The sequence below is a fragment of the Paenibacillus sp. E222 genome, assembly GCF_013401555.1.
Lineage (GTDB): Bacteria > Bacillota > Bacilli > Paenibacillales > Paenibacillaceae > Paenibacillus.
In genome coordinates, this window is record NZ_CP058552.1 from 3,004,576 (window position 1) to 3,023,406 (window position 18,831).

Here is an 18,831-nt window from a genome sequence, read left to right on the forward strand (position 1 = left end):
CAGAAATGAGTAGTCATGTTAATGAAGTTTTGGAACGTAATTTAAACAATCTTAGAGAAAACCAATATCCTGGAAGAGGTATCGTCATCGGTCTTACGCCTGATCAGCTGCATTACGTTCAGATTTATTGGATAATGGGGAGAAGCGAGAACAGCCAGAATCGTATATTCGTGGAGGAAAATGGGTTCGTTCGGACGGAGGCTTTTGATTCCTCCAAACTGACAGATCCATCATTAATTATTTATTCTCCGATAAAATTCTATGAAGATCATCATATTATATCGAATGGAGATCAGACAGAAACCATTTATCATGCTCTGAGTGCAGGGAAAACTTTCGAGAATGCCCTGGATGAACGAGAGTTTGAGCCGGACCCACCTAATTTTACTCCGAGAATATCTGGATTGTTGCAAATCGGAACAGCCGTACCTCGTTATAAGTTATCCATATTAAAATCGTTTTATAATGATCCGCAATACTGTATAAGAAATATCTATAATTACGAAAAAGCCATTCCTGGGCTTGGCCACTGTATAACAACCTATGCGGCAAATGGAGACCCGATTCCTTCTTTTGAGGGCGAGCCGTTTATAGTCAGCGTCTTTGACGATATCAACGAAACGCTTGATTTTTATTGGAATACCTTAAATAGGGAAACCAAAGTAGCTGTTTTAGCCAAATATATTCATGTTGAGAACGGGAAAGTCACCATTAACTGCATTAATAAGCATTCATACAGTGGAATTACCCAATCATAATTATCGTAAAAAGTCGGCAATTAAATGTTGTCGACTTTTTATATGTTTCTGTGATAGTTTGTCTTAAGCAAAAATAACCGTCGTTCATGAACCTTTTGGAGATGGCTCCAAGGGTACTTCCGCATATAATGGAAAAACAATTGATCAGTATCCCAAGCATGATTTCACTCCTGAATTCACCAAACTGAGTTTAGAACATCGTCGACTTCGTTGATTCTTGTGACAGATGGTGTTTGAATTAGATTTCCTTTGACCATGACCATAGAGATATCCGACAAGGCCTCAATATGTTCCAGCGGATTTTGCTCCATGACAATCAGATCAGCATGTTTTCCGATATCCACCGTCCCTGTAACATCGTCAACACCGAGGATCTTCGCATTGGTTCGGGTCACCATGTCGATGACCTGTTTGTTGTTCAGGTTGGCCTGTCTCATGTAGTGGTCCATCTCTCTCCACATATCATAGTGAGTCACGTAAGGCATGGCGGCATCGGTGCCTATTCCGATGGTGATGTCATTTTCGATCGCTTGCTTGACGCCTTGGAGCATGGAATCGTAGACGAGTCTGGAATTCTCTTTTACCGTTGCACTTACCTTCGTTATGCTGGTATCCAGTGTGGCGGATGGATAAGCGGCTTGCAGGGTGGGGATAAGTGCGGTATAGCCATTCAGGGCATTGGGATTATTTTTGTACAAACGAATGATTTCGTCATCCATCTCCGAACCGTGCTCGATGGTATCGACGCCACCTTGTAACGCAACTCTTACTCCTTCCGTGCTCTCCACATGGGCTGCCACCCGCAGGCCAATCTTATGCGCTTCATCGCAGATCGCCGCAACTTCCTCCACCGTCATCTGTAAACGTCCAGCTTCGCCCACCATTTTCGCATCCGTCACGCCACCCGTAACACAGATTTTGATCAGATCCACGCCGTGTTTCACATTGATCCGTACATTTCTTTGTGCTTCCCACGGAGAGTCGCCCACCAGAGCCAGAAATGGAGCACCATGTCCGCCCGTTACACTTAGGAAAAATCCGGAGACAAGCAGATTAGGACCGACAAAGTCACCGTTGTTAATCTCATCCCTCAGTTGGACATCAGTGTAAAAGAATTCCCCCACACTGCGCATCGTTGTTACACCCGCATGGAGTGCGGTCAGTGCGTTGCGTTTCATGCGTTTTTTCAAAACGTTTCTGCCGAATTTCGTGTTCAATATTCGATCATAGGCAAACTGCAACAAGCCTTCACTGACCGAGAGACTAAACGGTTTACCATCTGCAAAGAGGTGCACGTGGGCATTAATCAGTCCAGGCATTACGTATTTGCCGGAGAGGTCGATCGTTGTGTAGTGAGTTGGGATAAGCACCTCATTATCTTGGCCGATATCCTGAATGAGACCTTGCTCATTGACGAGAATGGTCATGTTTTTTTGCAGATTGCGGCTTGAGTCGCCGTGGATCAGATTGACATTTTTCAATGCGTAAGCGGTGTTCATGTATGTTCCTCCTTAGAATGTGGGTGAGGTGAGTAGTTGGGGTAAATAAGATACTCTTTTCAATAGTGAATAATTAATTCATTTTTAGGTTAAAAAAATAGGCTGATCTATGATGAAGTTTTTTGCGTGCAAACCAAGTGGAGTTGATCTGATCTGCACGCTTTGTATACCCGGCATGAGTGATGAGATGGAGTGTTATTCGTTGAGACTCTTCATACCGTACAGTCTGTATACATACAACGCTTCGAAAATTTGCTTCCGGCTGTCCTCACTCATATCCCGCTTCAATAGATCCAGGTTCATGTCGATCACGTTGTGTGCGAGGATATTCAGTAGGATCAAGTTCTCTACGGCGCCAATCTCATATCGTTTATATTGATTCTTCAGATAGGCCTTTTTGGTCTTAATCATCAGCTCAACAAGTTCATTCTTGGCGTTGGTGTAGATGGTGCCTTTATTCTTTTCAAAGATGATGACAATCTGATTCCGGTATTTACGTAATACATCCACCTGTTCCTGCAACAACGCTGACTTTCGCTCGCTATCCGTTTCCTCGAACAAGGTCTGGTTATCAAAGTGAATGGTCTCCACCAGCACATTTTTCAAATAATCCACCAGATCCGGTGGCACGACGGCGTAGAATAGTTCTTTCTTGTTCTTAAAATATGTATAGATATTGCCCACGGAAATATTGATCTCATCCGCGATATCGTTCATCTTGGCATCCACATAGCCCTTTTCAAAAAAGACCTTGAGCGCCGCGTATTCAATCTCTTTCCTGACTTCGTCTTTCTTGGCTTGCACCATCGGGAACGACTCCTTAATAGTGAATAGTTGGTTCGTTATTAGAATAGACCTTTTTGGAGGGGGTGTCAAATAAGAAAAAGTATTCTGAAGCTACGCGCATCCGTAATCAAGTATATTAAAACGAGGATTATCACCATCTTTATTATGTACATTATTTAATCAATCTTAAACATAAGAGGGAATTTTGACTAATAGTTTTTAACTTAGAGCTTCTACATTCTAAATATAGTTTTGAAAGTGCATTAAGGAACTTAGATACGTAGAAAAGTTAATAAAAGTTTTGTTGAGAAATTCGGAGATGATGGAAGCCATTTGGACATCAATTTGTGATTATGGCGAGTTGAGATAAAGAGGAAACTTACTCGAAATAGTCTAATAGGAATATCTATGAAGCTGTTTAAAGTGACTACAGTGAACTCAATATACTTCCTTCAACACGACTCTGAATAGAGATCTCTTTAATCGATCATCAAGGTTTTTAAGATTAAACAATCAGCGTTTTTATACGGATGTGATCTTGCTGAAGATGCTTAAATAGTTACCGTTAGCCTTATTTGATAATAGACAGGAGGGGGGAAACTGGCGGCAAAAGTCTTGGTGTCTGTGTTTTACCCATTAGGGTAGGTCAATACTTCCGTTAAAATCGCAAATTTTCCGGAAATATTGACAGGTAAGGATTTTTATCATTATGATTTAATTGAATATCTTCTACCTTTTTTATAAGAGGTCAGTTAAATTTATTCTTCGTCCTAAAGGCGGAATCTCTGGATCGATCCTAAACATAGTAGTCTGTGTTAAGGATTTAATTATATCTTCATATTTCCACCAGTCTCTATTCTCCTTCCAAAAAACATCATCTATTATACCTTCGGTGTTAATATATCTGAAAAATTTATTTTTTATATCTTTATAGATTAATTTAATTGAATATTTGGTGTGGAACATGGTAAAAATAGCGTTACTTTTTAGTTTGATAAATACTACAATTATCTCATTATTTAAAAAGTAAAACATTAATTCTCGTTGTTCAGAAGAATACGTTTTAATGAACTCTTTACTATTTAAATATGGTTGCTCAGTATATATAAACAGTTCCCTTTTATCAATTTCTGGAAATTCGATTAAAAGTTTCTCATAATCCTCTGAATATATAATTATTGGTAAATTGTATTTTGCTAAAGATAATTTACAGATATTCTTATCTGCGAAAATAACGTAACGGGTTCCTTTTGCTATTTCATCAAATATTAATTGGTACATATCACCAATAATTACAATCCAAAAAGAGCTTATTATCCCATCAATACTTTGAACCTCATCAAATGATAAATGGAACTCATAATTATAATTAGTATTAATAACTGCAGGTCTAATAAGATCAAGTATTTCTAAAATATCATCTTCGGTAGGTTCATTCAGATCATTCATATTGGTTGGTTTAGCATTTCTTGTATTGTTAATTACCGTGTCAACTGGCTCAGTAGGGAAGCAATATTTAATGAAGAGTTTTCTCATAAAGGCAAAAAAATCTAATACAGTTTCTTTACTGCATTCAATAGAGTATAGGCCAGCTTCTGATAACAAGATTTCATCTGTTATTGACCCTATAGGGTATGATTTTAAAAGTTTTTTCAGTGAATTAACTAACATAATGAAGCGCTTATTTGGATTAAAATCTAAACCGTGTTTTATTAGTAATGATTGAACTAAATACTCCTCTTGTAGCAAATTTTCATTAAATAGGAGATCACTTCGTATATTCATAGCAAGTCTAGCAGTGCGGAATAACACCGTAGAGTTAAATATTACTTCCCAGTTCTCATCTTCTAGAAAGTCTATGATTAAATGAATTTTATGGGCAACATATGAATCTGTTTTTTTTAAATCTATAATTCTTTCTCTGAACTCTTCGGGATTGCTACTTTTTAAATAAGCAAATTGTGAATAATAGGATAAACATTCGTGAGTAATATCAGAAGCTTCTATAAGTCTTTTTGAAATTAAGTTTAATTTGTCCATATCTTGAAGCTTGAAATTTTCCAAACAATACTTTTTTCCCTCTTCAATAATGAAATTAAAGGCTCCAAAGCTTGTACCTCTTGCCAAGAACATATGAGATAATTCGTGTATGCTTAGTGAAAATAGTTCATCTGGGTTAGAATGATACTGATTTGACTCAATTTGAGTGAAGTTTTGGAAACTATATTGTGCAAGAAGATCTCTCATTATTGTGTACCTTTTAGCGTATCTGTTTTTCGAATACACCAAGCATTTTTCCCCAACTTTATAATTGTTAACAATACAGAAGATACAATCCCCGAAATCAGCCCTGATTCAATGCCGAACTTTGCAGACATTGACGCTGAAACAAGAGTAATAACAGTTTCATACTTTGTAACCAAAGAGGTTCTCTCTTTTGAATATTCTTTGTTACTTTTACAAATAAGTTTATATATTTCATCTTCTACATATTTAATAACATTCTTTTTTGAATTATTGAAATAAAGTTTCGTGGAATCCAAATCAGAAAAACTATTGAAAATCCTTAAAAGAATGCTGTGGAAGTCCTCTTCTGTAGAATAGGGGTTATCGAACGTTTCTAATAACTCAAGAATATGGAGCGGAGAAACCTTGATATCTTCTAATTCTTTTTGAATATTTCCTTTTAAAACTTCGAAATCATCATCTGTCATTTGCCAATTCATTTCTTTAAATCTCCTTTTCTAACGTTCAAAAGATGAAGTTTCATTCTACCATAACAAAAAAAAGGCAATTTTTGTAGTACAAAGAATATTATCTAAAAGTTTATTTATGGAGCAGTAACCCTCTGTTTTATGAACTTATAAAAAATCTGATTATTTACTTAATTTCCCCAACCAATTTCGATCAAACCTCTGATAGTATTAGGTTAACTAGTAACCACTCACATAGTTAAAAAAAAGTGCTGAATAGTTAACTACGAACAAAATTTCGGAAATGGCGATAATAGTGAATATAGAGGGATTAACAATCTCGAATCTCTATAATTTCCCTAATATCATCTATATCCAACGCTTCTGCAATCCGCTCAATATGGGCAAAATTGATATTCTCTCGTTTCCCAGACTGCAACTCACTTAACGCGGCGTGTCGGATATCAGACAACCTTGCCAGTTCACGCAACGAGATATTATGTTTTTCCGTGAGTTTATGAATATTGACGACGACTTTCTTAGCCATGAGTATCACTCCTAAAATTTCCATATGGACTTGACGTTACGCATGAGCGTACCATATACTTTTTGTATATACGGTACTCTTATGCGTACCAATTTTAGGAGTGGTGACATGACAAGTACCAACAGCGAAGACCTGTTTTCGCAGTACGCACAACTCATCCAAGAAGAAGACGATTACGTCGACCAACTAGTCACGTGCAACAAACTCATCCTAGACGCCATGGACATTATCGCCAAGCGAGCAGGGGTGCTACACATGGAGACAGTGAAACAGGCTGCATATCACCTTCATACGATGGAACAGGATCTGAACCGAAAGCTATTTAAAGTCCGACTGGAGAAGAGCATCTTGGCAAATCAAATGAGCCAGTCTACATAAACCACCTAACTAAAGGACAGTGCAGGATCACACAAGATGATCTTGAACTGTCTTTTTGTCTGTCCATCCAAACGTTTTTCGTTCTGAATTAAGCATTGACTTTCCCCACAAATCCCCCTACACTTCAATTATTAAAATACTTTTAAAAACATTCGTTGAATGGTTTGAAATGAACGAAAGGAGGCATATAACTTACCATGTTACCCACATCACACAACACCCAACAGGTGAAGCGGATCAACGTCGAACTGGTGAAGAATACACTGCGATCCATGGGCGTAGGCACCAAAGCTTCCATTGCGAACCTGACCAAACTTAGCGTGGCGACATGCGGTACGATCCTGAACGAATTACTCCAAACGGGTGAGATTATCGATCTTGGCCCGGATGAATCGAGTGGGGGAAGACCGGCGAGTCGATATCAATTCAATGCGGACTACGCCAGTGTGTTGTGCCTGATTATTCGAACGGAGGGCGGTATACACTCGATCACACATACATATGCCAATCTGAACGGAGAGATGGCGGATGAACAGACGCTCTTTATGGATGAGATTAATGTCACGGTAGTAGAAGATCTGATTGCAAACCTGATCGAACAACACCACAATGTGCAGGCCATCGGAATTGGCATACCTGGGGTGGCGCACAATGGCGTGATCGGCATTTGCGACGTACCGGAGTTGGCAGGTCAACCATTAGGGCCAAGGCTTAAGGAGCAGTATGAAGACGTGGAAGTGGTTATTGGCAACGACATGAACCTGACGGTCTATGGACTGTATAACCAGCAGCAATTTGAGGAAGAGAAGAACTTTGCGGTGGTGACTTTTCCGGAGAATCATTTTCCGGGTGCGGGCTTTATTATTGATGGTCGTCCGCTCACAGGGAATACGCAATTTGGGGGCGAGGTGTCCTTCTTACCTTTTGGCGTATCACGGGAAGAGCAGTTGCGAATGTTGAAAACGGTGGAAGGATTGCAGGAACTGGTTGTACAGACGCTAGTATCCATTATCGCGATTATTAACCCGGCTACGATTGTAGTCACAGGTGATACGATGGACCCGGCGATGAGTGATGGCCTGACGCAAGGTTGTCTGGGTCACCTGATCCCACAGGAGCATATGCCGGAGTTGATTATCCAAAGAGACACGCGGCGCGAATATGTGACTGGGCTGGTCGCGGTAACGCTAGAGAGCCTGACCTACCGTATTCAGGTGGTTGAGAAACAGTGGTAAAGGAACTGAACGTCAATCAGAAGGATGATCTCTCATCAGAACGGATAAGTTGTAGTAACCCTGTTATATAAAATGAACTATTTCATTAAACAGATAACGGAGAGGACAGAAAAAACCTGAAAAAGCGAAGCGGTCGCCTTTATCCCCGGATTTTCCCTTTGGAGAAGGGAATGGAAAAAAATCTGGGGATAACAGCGATTGGAAGGTTATTCTGTCATCGGAGTGTCCAAGTTAATGACCCTTGTTTCAACTTATATAGACACAATGGAGGAACTTATTTTGAATCAGCAAGCAGGTACGCAAGGCAACAAACGAAAGTTCAACAAGCTGTACGCCATGCAACTGGCAACGATCTTTCTGGGATTTATCGTATTTGGCATATCGGAAAATATTAAAGGGCCGGCCATTCCGCGCATTCAATTCGACTTTAATCTGGATGAGAAACAGCTCGGGACGTTACTGTCCCTAAACGCACTGGGTTATCTAATCGCTTGCTCCTTCACAGCTATTCTGGTTCGCAAATGGGGCATCAAGGCGGTTAGCATCATCTCGTTTGCCTCGATGATCCTCTCGGGTGTGTTCATTTATGTATCCCATACATATCCACTCTTTGCTTCATCGTACTTCTTCATGTACATCGGAAATGGCATGCTGGAGATTGCTTTGGCGATTCTGGGTGCGCGGATCTTTGTGAAAAATACAGGTACGATGATGAACCTGTCCCATTTCTTCTATGGGCTGAGTTCAACGGTAGCACCTTTGCTGGCGACGGGTGTCATGTCGTTGCGCGTGTTTGGACACGAGCTGGACTGGCGCGGCATGTATCTGGTGATGTTGTCACTCTGCCTGCTGCCGATTATTGCGGCACTGCGCAGCAAATTCCCGGGGGACGATCTTCCTCATGAAGATCGGACATCACTCAAGACGTTAACACGTGATCCTGCCCTTTGGCTGATGGTGCTCATTCTTTCTTTTGGCGTGGTATCGGAACTGGCGGTTGGGGGCTGGCTCGTTAACTTCCTGGAGAAAGCCTATACGTGGGACACGGTCAAAGCCTCCGGGTTATTATCTGCGTTCTTCCTCACGTTCTCGCTGGGACGCCTGCTGCTTGGACCATTGACGGACCGGATCGGATTTGTATTGTCACTGATTCTGTTCTCGGCTTTCTCGGGAGTATGTACGTTCGTGGCGCTTGCAGGGGGAGAGCGTCTTGCGATTTTCTTTGCGATATCTGGCGCGGGCATAGCGATGATCTATCCAACAGTTATGGCTTTTATCGCACGCAGATATCCAAACGGCAGTGACACCGCGATTACTTTCACGGTTACCCTGATGGGAGTTGGTAGTGTCATCGGTAACTATGTGATTGGTTGGGTGATTGAAGGTGTGAAGCATATGTATGGGGCAACCACTCAGTTAGGGCTGCTGCGCGGACTTCAGGCGGGATATGGATTCATTGGTTTATGTGCAGTGATCTGTGCGGTATCTGGCGTAGTGTTGTATGTGTATTTGAAGCGGAAGCAGGAACTGATTTAGTTATCATTCTAATGGATATGAATAGCGCAAGATGGTATGGGAATCCTCGTTTTGGCAAACGGGGATTCTTTTTTTATATGGATTTCAATGTATACAAACTTCATAAATTCATTCGTTTTTATACCAGTCCTTCTTTATTTGAGTCTTGTAGTATGACTTACATCGGGATAACAAAGGGGCAGAACGAATGAAGAAAACGATTATGTTAAGCTTATTCATAGTCATTACGGCTGGAATAATCTGGTGCATATGGGGCTTTGTTTGGTCAGGTCAGAATCAGCCTGCCTCTACAGCTGGCACCAGCGGCTGGCAGGGAAATAGGCTTATTGCGCATGCATTTGGTGGAGTCAACGGCGCTAGCTACACAAATTCTTATGAGGCATTTATAACCAATTACAATAGAGGGTACCGTTTGTTCGAGGTTGATCTTGTGCAGACGACGGACAGGGAGCTTGTAGCCAGACATGATTGGTCTGACAGGCTACAGCCGGATTTGGCCGCTCATCGCGGACAAAACGTAACAACGCTTCAGTTTGCAAACTCGCTTATCATGGGCAGATTCCACCCTCTTACACTGCCGGACATACTGCAACTGATGCAGCAATATCCTGATTTCGACTTAATCGTGGATACGAAAGTAGGCAGTAAAGAGCAAATTCAGCAGCAGTTTACGCATCTAGTCAATGAGGCGCACCGTACGGATCCTGCACTGCTCAACCGGATTATACCTGAAATTTTCAGCCCGGAAATGTATGACACGGTTATGGGAATCTACCCCTTTCCAAACAAAATGTATTCACTTTACAAAACTGGCGCCTCTGCCGAAAGTATTGTAGAATTCGTAAGGGACAAACATTTGACAGCGGTTGCCATGCCCGTATACCGTGTGTATCTCAACCCCAATCTAGTTCCAGCACTAAATAAGTTTGGGGTAAAAAGCTATGTTCACACCGTCAATCGCAGACCGGTTATGCAGATTCTGGACAGATTCGGGGTGCATGGATTTTACACGGATCAGGAAGAATCACCGGAAGAGCTGATGCTTGCAGACGTTCCCTCCGGCCATGTTGATTTTCCGGGATACATGAGTTCCGGATGGGCAAGTATAAGAAATATTGTGATGAAGGTGAGAAATAATGGCTATAAATAACATTCTTGTTGTAGACGATGAACCGGAAATTCGAGAAGCGCTCGTTATTTACTTGAAAAGCGATGATGTGGATGTATTAACGGCCTCTAACGGATTGGAGGCGCTGGAAATCCTAGAACAAGAAACCATTCATCTTATTATCATGGACAACATGATGCCACAGCTCGATGGAATTAAAACGACATTTAAAATTCGTGAAAACAAAAATATACCGATCATTATGCTTTCAGCCAAATCGGAAGATAGCGACAAGATTTTGGGACTCAACGTTGGAGCCGATGACTATATTACGAAGCCGTTCAATCCGCTAGAGCTGATCGCTAGAGTCCGATCTCAGCTGCGTCGGTTTACGAATTTAGGTTCCTTCCAGTCAAACGGGGAAGAGATCATTCAAGTAAGAGGACTCGTGCTGAACAAAAGCTCGAAGACTGTTGAAGTGGATGGAGAGGACGTCAGACTGACCGCGAAGGAATACAAAATTTTGGAGCTGTTGTTGGAGAACAAGGGTAGAGTTTTTTCAATTGAAGAGATTTATGAGCGCGTGTGGAATGAACCGATCTTCGCTTCAGAGAATACGGTTGCCGTACATGTGAGAAATATTCGTGAAAAAATTGAGATCAATCCCAAAGACCCAAAATATTTAAAGGTGGTATGGGGAATTGGATACAAAATCGAGAAAAAGTAAAGCAGATCGAAAGGTTGGAATCGACCTTATTGTCATAATTGTTGCCGCGATCTTATGGAGCCTCATACTCATAAACGAGTATTCATCCGTGGGGTTGAGTCTGAGCTATTCAACTTCAAGTTTCATCCAGGCACTGCTTGCCTTTACGATTCTTTGCTTGCTGGTGAGCAGACTGTTTCTTTATTTTAAGGCACCCCTTAGTAGGCGTTCCTTCTGGCATGGCAGTGTGCTGATGGATTACTTTCATTTTTGGAGAACTGGTCTTAGAGCCAGTCTGCAGAACTGGAGACTAACGTTAGGCCTCATCGTTATGCTTCTGCTAACCGCGATAGCCGGTATTTGTGTTTGGCAGGCAGCCACATATTACTACGAACGTGACTGGCACATACTTTATGTATTGCTGTATGTGCTTTTCCTGGTTCCGTATATACTTTCCAAGATTAGACGCTTTATCGCGATCATCAACGGGAGCAAAGAAATTGCCGAAGGGAATATTCAGAATACGATTCAGGATACCGGCAAGGATGCTCTATCCAAACTTGCTGGTTATATTAATAATATGAAATCCGGGTATCAAAGCGCGCTGGAGAATCAAATGAAGAGCGAACGGTTAAAAACAGAGCTGATTACCAACGTATCACATGATTTGAAGACCCCGCTTACTTCTATTATCAACTATGTCGATTTATTAAAAAAAGAAGATCTGTCTACGGAGACATCCCGAGCCTATATTGAAACCCTGGACCGGAAGGCGCTACGGCTGAAGCTGTTGATAGAAGACCTGTTCGAAATCTCAAAGATGGCCAGCGGTTCAGTAGAGCTGGATATGGAGTACGTCGATGTCGCAACCTTGTTAACACAGGCGATTGCCGAGTCCAATACCAGTATGGGACAAGCGTCGCTTGTGATTCGGGAGAGGATCGCGAAATTCCCGATCCATGCACATTTGGACGGCAATAAAATTTGGCGTGTCTTCGAAAATTTAATTGGTAACGCGCAGAAATATTCGCTTCCAGGAACCAGAATTTATATTTATTTGGACGAGTCTGATGATATGGTATTATTTAAAATTCAAAACACAGCTGCGTATGAAATTGATTTTGCTGCGGAAGAATTGTTCGAACGTTTCAAAAGAGCAGACGTATCTCGCCAGACAGAAGGCTCCGGACTAGGGCTGTCCATTGTGAAAAGTATCGTTGAGCTGCACGGCGGGGAGATCAAAATTGAAATTCATGGCGATCAATTCAACGTTATTTTGCATTTGCCCAAGCAGCGCTTAATTTAAACGTCATAAAACTAAGTTAACCCTCAATGCTCCTTTTCAGGATGCATGAGGGTTAACTTATCTTCAGGCTCTCTTCCAGCTCAAGCATTCATTGTGATCGGTGAACAAAGAATATTATTATGCGAATAAGTTTTCATTATTGTTAGGAGGTTAGTAGATGCTATATCGTAAGCTAGGTAACACGGAAGTAAGCATTCCTGTTATAGGCCAAGGGACATGGAAATATGGTGAAGATAAGCAGAAAGAAAAAGAGGAAGTAGAGGCGTTGCATTTTGGTATTAGGAATGGACTTACTCTGATTGACACTGCCGAAGAATATGGGAATGGTGGAGCAGAGAAAATTGTTGGTCAAGCCATCCATGGTATTAGAGATGATGTTTTTCTTGTGACTAAAGTCTCTGCAAAAAATTGTTCTTACAAAGGTGTCCTTAGAGCGGCAGAGGCAAGTTTAGAACGTTTAAAAACAAGTCATATTGATTTGTATTTACAGCATTGGCCTAGTCAACAACATGATGTTTCAGAGACGATGGGGGCCATGGCTGAATTAGTTAATAAGGGATTAGTCAAATATGTCGGGGTGAGTAACTTTAGCATTCAATTAATGAAAGAAGCTCAGTACCATTTAGGAAATGTGCCTTTGATATGTAATCAAGTACCGTACCATTTAAACGATAGAAGCATAGAGAATCAGATTTTACCCTTTGCAGAAGAGAATGGGATCACAATTATGGGATATTCACCATTTGGATTTGCTCCTCATTTACATACATTTGGTATGAAAGGTTTTCCTGAAGTGGGCTCAATAGAAAGAAATATACTCGACACAATAGGGGACAAGTACGGTAAAACAGCATATCAAGTTGCATTAAACTGGGTGTTAAGACAGCAAGGATTAGTTACGATCCCAAAAGCTGCGAACAAGAAACACATTGTTGATAATCTAAATGCCTTAGGATGGGAATTAGAAAAAGATGATATAGACCAGATTGAGAATCACTTTTCATTGTAAAAAAAGGAAGTATATTCACGCTGGCAATGGATTACGCTTAAGGTTAAATATGTTCTTATAAGGGAGGTCATCGTTTCTTGAAATTTGAATTAGGGCGTTGCTTACTGAATGAACGATTGAAGGAATCCGGAAAGTCAGCGGAATGGCTGGCAAAAGAATTACTTTTTAAACCGGAACGAGTTTACGACTTTATTGAAAACAAAAGAGTAATGCCACTCAAAATTGCCATATCAATCGCTGCTTCCATCGGTTGTGATGTTCGTGCCTTGTATGAATTAATTCCGAATGATACAAAGGCAGGGAAGTACGGGAATCATGTGGAATAAATATACAACTTTATCTTATTTGGAGGTTGTAAAATGGGGTTCCCGACACATATTGTATCTGCAGGCGGAATTGTAGAAGATGGAACTGGAAATATCCTTTTAGTAAAAGCCCATGACGACGGTTGGGTGTATCCTGGTGGGATAACTGAAGTTGGAGAAAACCTGATTGATGGTGTCATTCGTGAAATCAAAGAGGAAAGTGGAATAGACGCCACGGTTAGCCATTTAATTAGTGTTGTTTCGAATACAGCAATCCATAAGTGGTATGACGGTGTGACTGATGTCCCTACCAAGGTCATGTTTGATTTCGTATGTAAAGCTGTGGGTGGAGCGTTAGCTACTTCTAATGAAACGAGCGAATGCAGGTGGGTTCCAAAGGAACATGTTCTGGATTTGATTACTTTACCTGGAATCCGCATGCGTTATGAAGCTTATTTGAACTTTAATGGCTCTGTGAATTATATGGAGTATGTCACTGCGTCAACGACAGAATTTAATGTCAAGCTTCAAAGGAGTGTTTAGTTGTACGAGGGATCGTGTATTGAACTAACGGGAAGCGAGAAAAAATGAGGAGGCAACAAATACATAATGGTCAATGATCTATACCGAAAACTTGGTTCTCTCTTTTTAAAGAAAAATCTAGTTCAGTTAGCATCTCAGTTTTTTATTTCGGCGTTAATCGGAGTTATATATACATTTATGATCATTGATGAAACTATAGGTGGATATATTCATAAAATATTACCGAGTAAGGATGGACCGAATCTTCATCAATATTTGCCCATTGTGATCACTGTGTTAATTTACTCGTGCTTCATTCAAAGAAAAGAAAGAATTTTTATAGAAAAAATCTCATTCAGTTGTCTTCATATTTTGATTGCAATACTAAGCTGTATTTCTTCTCTTATCGTTATAATGATGGTTCAATTCCCATTGATGTAACTAACTAAATTATTCAACTAACGGGCAGGCTAGTTCACGGCACTATGCTTATGCGAAACAAATTAAAAGCTTCATTGATGAAACTATCAGATGGCAACAGGTTAAATTAATCAACGAGACGAAGAGGGGGAAATCGAAATGAAGACGATCAAGTGTATGATGGACCACCTTTACTGGGCAGACGGACGCATCTTGGACGCGCTGGAAGAGAGTGAGACGAAGAACAAGGACCTTCTGAAACTCGTTCGGCACGTTGCGGTCGCGGAACGAGTCTGGCTGTCTCGATTGCAGGGCAAGGGCAGTGCGCAGTATTCGTTGTGGGAGGAAGCGGAAGAGCTGACGGCGATCCGGACGATGTTCGAAGAAAACGCTGAGCAATATCGCGTCTATATCGAAGGGCTTGAGGAATCTGAGTTGAACGAAATAATCGACTACGCGAATCAGAGCGGGGTTTCATACCGAACATCCGTCCGGGACATCCTGTTGCAGGTCCTCTTACATGGGCAATATCACCGGGGACAGATCAATCGGGCACTTCGGATCGAATCGATAGAGCCTGTCCAAGTCGATTACATCACGTTCGCGAGGCTCTAACGGGGCCTAATCTTCACTATTACTTGGAATGAGATTGGCATTGAACTTTTATTGTCATTTTATTAAGCGAGTTAGGCCATAAATTAATCTTTATTACTAAGGAGAACTAATGGACCCCAAAATAAAATTATTGTTCTTGGACGAACATGCCTCAGAAGGCGCCGCGCGTTATGGGGTCAGCCAAGAGGAACTCACTTTCATTGGAGGTTTTCAAAACTTTATTTATTCCTATAATCGCGATGAATTGAAATATATTCTCCGTTTCACTCCAAGCACTCTTCGCACATCGGAAGTACTAGTAGCAGAAATAGATTGGATTCGTTATCTTTCAGAGAGTGGTATATCAGTGTCAGAACCGATTTCTTCAATTAATGGAGAGTATTACGAATTAATTCAAGGAAATTCAATTGATTTTTACGTAACCTCCTTTAAATATGCACCAGGCCGTAAAATCGGATATCCAGAATGTCTAGGTAATTCTATACTTTATGAAGAGTGTGGACGTATAACGGGCCGTCTTCATAAATTAGCGAAGCTTTACAAGCCTACCAAAGCCAAAAGGCACACTTGGGAGTTTAATGAATACCTTTTACGAGCCGAGGATTATTTGCCGTCAGAATTTCGACCAATCCTTATTGCTCTTGATGAACTTAAAGGACAATTGGCGAGTCTGCCTGTTAATGCGGATAATTTTGGTTTGATCCACGGAGATATTAATGTAGGAAACTTCACGATCGATGAAGCTGGGGGATTAACTCTCTTTGACTTCGACGAGTGCCAGTACAGTTGGTATGTCGAGGATATTGCTATCCAGCTGTATTACTTGCTATATGTATTCGGAGAAGATTCGAAGTTCGAACGAAAGGAACAGTATGAACTTTTCATAAAGCACTTCGAGTTAGGCTATACAGAGGATGGCCGAAGAATGCCAGACAACTGGAAGGATTTGTTGAAGCTTTTCCTTAGACTTCGCGAAATCATTGTGGTTGTCGGTATGCATCGGAGCTGGGATTTAAGCAAACCAGATGATTGGACCCGCGATTTCTTGCAGGATAGTAGAATGAGGATTACTAAAGGTATCTCGTTGATCGATGAGTTATGAACCACTAAAATGGGGGGATACTCATTGAGCTAACGGTAATGATAGCTTAATAAAACCAAGAAAGCAGCTGACCAACGTGATCGGCTGCTTTTTGTTCAACTAACGGACAGAATAGTTGAATTAAGTGGTACATTGAGAAGGCTACCTGCAGCGAGGTGGTCGTGGGGTTGCCTAGTTTTGTTGTGGTTACAAGCGGTAATTGATGCCTTCGTAAGCGCCTGTGAGGGCGTTTATGTACACGTGAGAAACGCCTTCGATTCCAGTGACAGAAAATGCGTATACAAGCTTGCTGTTGTAGATCTCCAGCTTTGGCTTACCCGAGACGATTACTTTTGGTCCGAGATTTTCAGAGGCTTGCTGCGCTGTCAGTTTCGGGTGAAGTGGAAAGGTTTTATTGTAATTGTAAAAATAATTATACGCATTAAAGGTCTTTAACGCACCAGTACGGCGATCAAACTCCCATAAGACTTGCATTTGCGGAATGGAAACTTGCTCCCGAACCGGTATATAAGTGATATGAATTGAGGTACCTTTTATTTCTTTTGCTACTATTGTCAGACGTTCGTCAGACCAACGCGCCATCCAGGTGTCTGCAACCGTGATAGCCTGCTTTAAGTCCATAGATTGCTCCACAGCCTCTTCTTCGGAGGTCGAGCCGTCGCGTGTCACTTGGAGCACGTGTCCGCTTTTACTCAGTGTTGCAATATAGGAGCTGGTTGGTCTTCCAGCGGTGTCTGATAACTTAAAATCCATGACTTCTCCTAATTGGGGGCTGCTCCCGCCTGAGACCATGTTGACGATTTGCTTACCTGCTCCTGTATTCCAAGCTTCGCCCATGAAGATTTTCGCTTTGGCCGCAAGCTCCGTAGCCTTATAAGTGGGTTCACCGGCGAAAACGGTTCCTGGCTTCGGAGGTGCGTAAGGATTCTGATTGTACACGAACTCGTTAAAGGCTTTATTGCCGTACGTGGAGACCGAGTCGAGTTGAGACAAGGCCTCTTCCATTTCGGTCGAGATCCGTTCTATATCCGATAAAGAAGTACCATCGCCTTTCTCTCTCATCAGATCAAGATATGGTAGGGCGGTCCTCACGAACTTTCTCAGACGCTGAATTTGGTCTAATTGATCCGGGTTGAGCGAAATTTCCTTCTCGTTGGCGGGATAGGCCAAGTAGCGGCTGCCGTTCGTGATAAACGATTCGTACGCTGGCCAAGATTGAAAGTTCGTTGTAGCGGATGCACTCCTTACTAATTGCAATATAAGATTGGCATTTTCAATCGCAGATTGAAGTGCTACTTGCCGATCTGCAAACTTAGGTGCCGCAAGGGACTCCGCAAGCGCATAGTCGAAATTGCGCAAGTAGATCGATTGCATATGCGACCAGTATTGCGTATTGCGCTGTTGTTGCTGCTCCCATTGTCGATTATTCTGATGCTCCGTATAACTGAAATACGTGCCCGCTAATGTCGTCGCGCAGAGCAGACCAATGATGGATTTGGTAAGAACATTCATGTCTATTAAAGCTCCCGTCTTTGTGTTCATAATGCTTATCCACTTTAACAAAGATGAGAACACAGTTTAATGAGTAAATATTGCCAATGCAAATCGCTAGCCCGGTGATCAATTCTGCACGCATGAGGCTGATGAAAAGTACATTAGAGGTGGGAAATAAGAGGATTTATATTTAATGAACGTGGAGAGAAAATTAACATAAATGGAATCGAAAATTCAAACTAACGGAAAACGAAAGCAATTAGGGCTGCCACCTTACATGGGGGCCTATTTTATATTTGACTTTAAGTAGACTATGAAAGCGGAATGACTTATACCCTTGAAATAGAGCAACAAATTCGATATAAATCCGTTGTAGTATGAGAGAGGTGATATGATGTGACAAAAATGAGTAGTTGGATCTTAATTTTGGTATTATTATCTTTAAGTGAAGAAGAGGATAAACCCTCCCACTATATTGCTTCTGGGGGCGCAACGGTACAGCAACCCTTTTCAATAAATCCGGAATTTGTACATATAAAACTTCTAATGAAGAACAATAGTAGACACGAAGTCAATGTTAGTTTAACGCACTTAGATACTAGTACAGTGTATTTCGCTAGAACGATTGCTGTCGGGGAATCTCTAGATTGGATAAATATTAATGAAGGTTTCACGCAAGGCATGCGTACTGGAGACTACTTGCTTCAATGGAGCGGTGGCGGTTATAGGGTTGAGGGGGAAGTATGGGGATCAGCTGGTTCAGACCCGGATACTGCTCCTCTATCTTATTGAACTAACGGGCAGGTTAGCGT

General features: G+C 41.4%; 19 protein-coding genes. 13 read left to right on the forward strand and 6 right to left on the reverse strand.

The genetic code is table 11. The features are described 5' to 3' along the window. Positions 1–5 precede the first annotated feature (5 nt). Positions 6–758 carry an IMP cyclohydrolase gene (locus HW560_RS13425; RefSeq protein ID WP_090905532.1) on the forward strand — a complete coding sequence of 251 codons (753 nt, stop codon included), beginning with the start codon at positions 6–8 and terminating at the stop codon, positions 756–758. 176 nt (positions 759–934) lie between these two features. On the opposite strand, the gene HW560_RS13430 is transcribed toward HW560_RS13425, so the two are convergent. The 5 genes from HW560_RS13430 to HW560_RS13450 all read right to left on the reverse strand — a co-directional run bounded on the left by HW560_RS13430 (position 935) and on the right by HW560_RS13450 (position 6,283). Then, positions 935–2,257: an amidohydrolase family protein gene (locus HW560_RS13430; RefSeq protein WP_179263437.1), complete on the reverse strand. Its 1,323-nt coding sequence runs from the start codon at positions 2,255–2,257 to the stop codon at positions 935–937. A gap of 195 nt (positions 2,258–2,452) precedes the next feature. Further along, entirely contained in the window at positions 2,453–3,064 is a 612-nt protein-coding gene (locus HW560_RS13435) for a TetR/AcrR family transcriptional regulator (RefSeq protein ID WP_179263439.1), read from the reverse strand. A 717-nt stretch (positions 3,065–3,781) separates the two neighbouring features. Next, a complete protein-coding gene (locus tag HW560_RS13440) occupies positions 3,782–5,290 on the reverse strand; it encodes a hypothetical protein (RefSeq protein WP_179263441.1) in 1,509 nt (502 codons plus the stop codon). Beyond that, positions 5,290–5,769 carry a hypothetical protein gene (locus HW560_RS13445; RefSeq protein ID WP_111618596.1) on the reverse strand — a complete coding sequence of 160 codons (480 nt, stop codon included), beginning with the start codon at positions 5,767–5,769 and terminating at the stop codon, positions 5,290–5,292. Before HW560_RS13445 ends, HW560_RS13440 begins: the two co-directional genes overlap by 1 nt. A gap of 298 nt (positions 5,770–6,067) precedes the next feature. Then, a complete protein-coding gene (locus tag HW560_RS13450) occupies positions 6,068–6,283 on the reverse strand; it encodes a helix-turn-helix domain-containing protein (protein ID WP_111618597.1) in 216 nt (71 codons plus the stop codon). 108 nt (positions 6,284–6,391) lie between these two features. Here HW560_RS13450 and HW560_RS13455 point away from each other — a divergent pair, with 108 nt between their 5' ends. The 11 genes from HW560_RS13455 (at position 6,392) to HW560_RS13505 (ending at position 16,525) form a co-directional block, all read left to right on the forward strand. Continuing rightward, positions 6,392–6,661, forward strand: a complete 270-nt coding sequence (locus HW560_RS13455) for a hypothetical protein (RefSeq protein ID WP_179263443.1) — start codon at positions 6,392–6,394, stop codon at positions 6,659–6,661. Between the two features lie 197 nt (positions 6,662–6,858). Next, positions 6,859–7,896 carry an ROK family protein gene (locus tag HW560_RS13460; protein WP_179263445.1) on the forward strand — a complete coding sequence of 346 codons (1,038 nt, stop codon included), beginning with the start codon at positions 6,859–6,861 and terminating at the stop codon, positions 7,894–7,896. A gap of 336 nt (positions 7,897–8,232) precedes the next feature. Further along, positions 8,233–9,432 (forward strand): MFS transporter, encoded by a 1,200-nt coding sequence (locus tag HW560_RS13465; RefSeq protein WP_179265803.1) that lies wholly within the window; start codon positions 8,233–8,235, stop codon positions 9,430–9,432. 187 nt (positions 9,433–9,619) lie between these two features. Continuing rightward, positions 9,620–10,582, forward strand: coding sequence for a phosphatidylinositol-specific phospholipase C/glycerophosphodiester phosphodiesterase family protein (locus HW560_RS13470; protein WP_179263447.1), 963 nt, complete (start codon positions 9,620–9,622; stop codon positions 10,580–10,582). Further along, positions 10,569–11,267, forward strand: coding sequence for a response regulator transcription factor (locus HW560_RS13475; RefSeq protein WP_179263449.1), 699 nt, complete (start codon positions 10,569–10,571; stop codon positions 11,265–11,267). The genes HW560_RS13470 and HW560_RS13475 overlap by 14 nt, the downstream gene beginning before the upstream one ends. Continuing rightward, positions 11,242–12,552: a sensor histidine kinase gene (locus tag HW560_RS13480; protein ID WP_218834991.1), complete on the forward strand. Its 1,311-nt coding sequence runs from the start codon at positions 11,242–11,244 to the stop codon at positions 12,550–12,552. The genes HW560_RS13475 and HW560_RS13480 overlap by 26 nt, the downstream gene beginning before the upstream one ends. A gap of 157 nt (positions 12,553–12,709) precedes the next feature. After that, positions 12,710–13,561 carry an aldo/keto reductase gene (locus HW560_RS13485; protein ID WP_109998948.1) on the forward strand — a complete coding sequence of 284 codons (852 nt, stop codon included), beginning with the start codon at positions 12,710–12,712 and terminating at the stop codon, positions 13,559–13,561. A gap of 77 nt (positions 13,562–13,638) precedes the next feature. After that, positions 13,639–13,887, forward strand: a complete 249-nt coding sequence (locus tag HW560_RS13490) for a transcriptional regulator (protein WP_090903813.1) — start codon at positions 13,639–13,641, stop codon at positions 13,885–13,887. A 33-nt stretch (positions 13,888–13,920) separates the two neighbouring features. Then, positions 13,921–14,409, forward strand: coding sequence for an NUDIX hydrolase (locus tag HW560_RS13495; RefSeq protein ID WP_090903812.1), 489 nt, complete (start codon positions 13,921–13,923; stop codon positions 14,407–14,409). Between the two features lie 558 nt (positions 14,410–14,967). Next, a complete protein-coding gene (locus tag HW560_RS13500) occupies positions 14,968–15,423 on the forward strand; it encodes a DinB family protein (protein ID WP_179263451.1) in 456 nt (151 codons plus the stop codon). Positions 15,424–15,532: 109 nt separating this feature from the next. Beyond that, positions 15,533–16,525, forward strand: coding sequence for a phosphotransferase enzyme family protein (locus HW560_RS13505; protein WP_090903809.1), 993 nt, complete (start codon positions 15,533–15,535; stop codon positions 16,523–16,525). Positions 16,526–16,711: 186 nt separating this feature from the next. Here the strand turns inward: HW560_RS13505 and HW560_RS13510 are convergent, their stop codons facing one another. Then, complete coding sequence (locus HW560_RS13510) at positions 16,712–18,088, reverse strand: hypothetical protein (protein WP_179263453.1); 1,377 nt, start codon at positions 18,086–18,088, stop codon at positions 16,712–16,714. Positions 18,089–18,415: 327 nt separating this feature from the next. On the opposite strand from HW560_RS13510, the gene HW560_RS33810 reads away from it, so the two are divergent. After that, positions 18,416–18,811, forward strand: a complete 396-nt coding sequence (locus tag HW560_RS33810) for a hypothetical protein (protein WP_257031891.1) — start codon at positions 18,416–18,418, stop codon at positions 18,809–18,811. Positions 18,812–18,831: the final 20 nt, after the last annotated feature.

Excerpts from the sequence above, each read along its gene's own strand:
- HW560_RS13425 (WP_090905532.1), top strand. The coding sequence starts at position 6 with ATGAGTAGTCATGTTAATGAAGTTTTGGAACGTAATTTAAACAATCTT.
- HW560_RS13430 (WP_179263437.1), bottom strand. The coding sequence starts at position 2,257 with ATGAACACCGCTTACGCATTGAAAAATGTCAATCTGATCCACGGCGAC.
- HW560_RS13435 (WP_179263439.1), bottom strand. The coding sequence starts at position 3,064 with ATGGTGCAAGCCAAGAAAGACGAAGTCAGGAAAGAGATTGAATACGCG.
- HW560_RS13440 (WP_179263441.1), bottom strand. The coding sequence starts at position 5,290 with ATGAGAGATCTTCTTGCACAATATAGTTTCCAAAACTTCACTCAAATT.
- HW560_RS13445 (WP_111618596.1), bottom strand. The coding sequence starts at position 5,769 with ATGAATTGGCAAATGACAGATGATGATTTCGAAGTTTTAAAAGGAAAT.
- HW560_RS13450 (WP_111618597.1), bottom strand. The coding sequence starts at position 6,283 with ATGGCTAAGAAAGTCGTCGTCAATATTCATAAACTCACGGAAAAACAT.
- HW560_RS13455 (WP_179263443.1), top strand. The coding sequence starts at position 6,392 with ATGACAAGTACCAACAGCGAAGACCTGTTTTCGCAGTACGCACAACTC.
- HW560_RS13460 (WP_179263445.1), top strand. The coding sequence starts at position 6,859 with ATGTTACCCACATCACACAACACCCAACAGGTGAAGCGGATCAACGTC.
- HW560_RS13465 (WP_179265803.1), top strand. The coding sequence starts at position 8,233 with ATGCAACTGGCAACGATCTTTCTGGGATTTATCGTATTTGGCATATCG.
- HW560_RS13470 (WP_179263447.1), top strand. The coding sequence starts at position 9,620 with ATGAAGAAAACGATTATGTTAAGCTTATTCATAGTCATTACGGCTGGA.
- HW560_RS13475 (WP_179263449.1), top strand. The coding sequence starts at position 10,569 with ATGGCTATAAATAACATTCTTGTTGTAGACGATGAACCGGAAATTCGA.
- HW560_RS13485 (WP_109998948.1), top strand. The coding sequence starts at position 12,710 with ATGCTATATCGTAAGCTAGGTAACACGGAAGTAAGCATTCCTGTTATA.
- HW560_RS13495 (WP_090903812.1), top strand. The coding sequence starts at position 13,921 with ATGGGGTTCCCGACACATATTGTATCTGCAGGCGGAATTGTAGAAGAT.
- HW560_RS13500 (WP_179263451.1), top strand. The coding sequence starts at position 14,968 with ATGAAGACGATCAAGTGTATGATGGACCACCTTTACTGGGCAGACGGA.
- HW560_RS13505 (WP_090903809.1), top strand. The coding sequence starts at position 15,533 with ATGGACCCCAAAATAAAATTATTGTTCTTGGACGAACATGCCTCAGAA.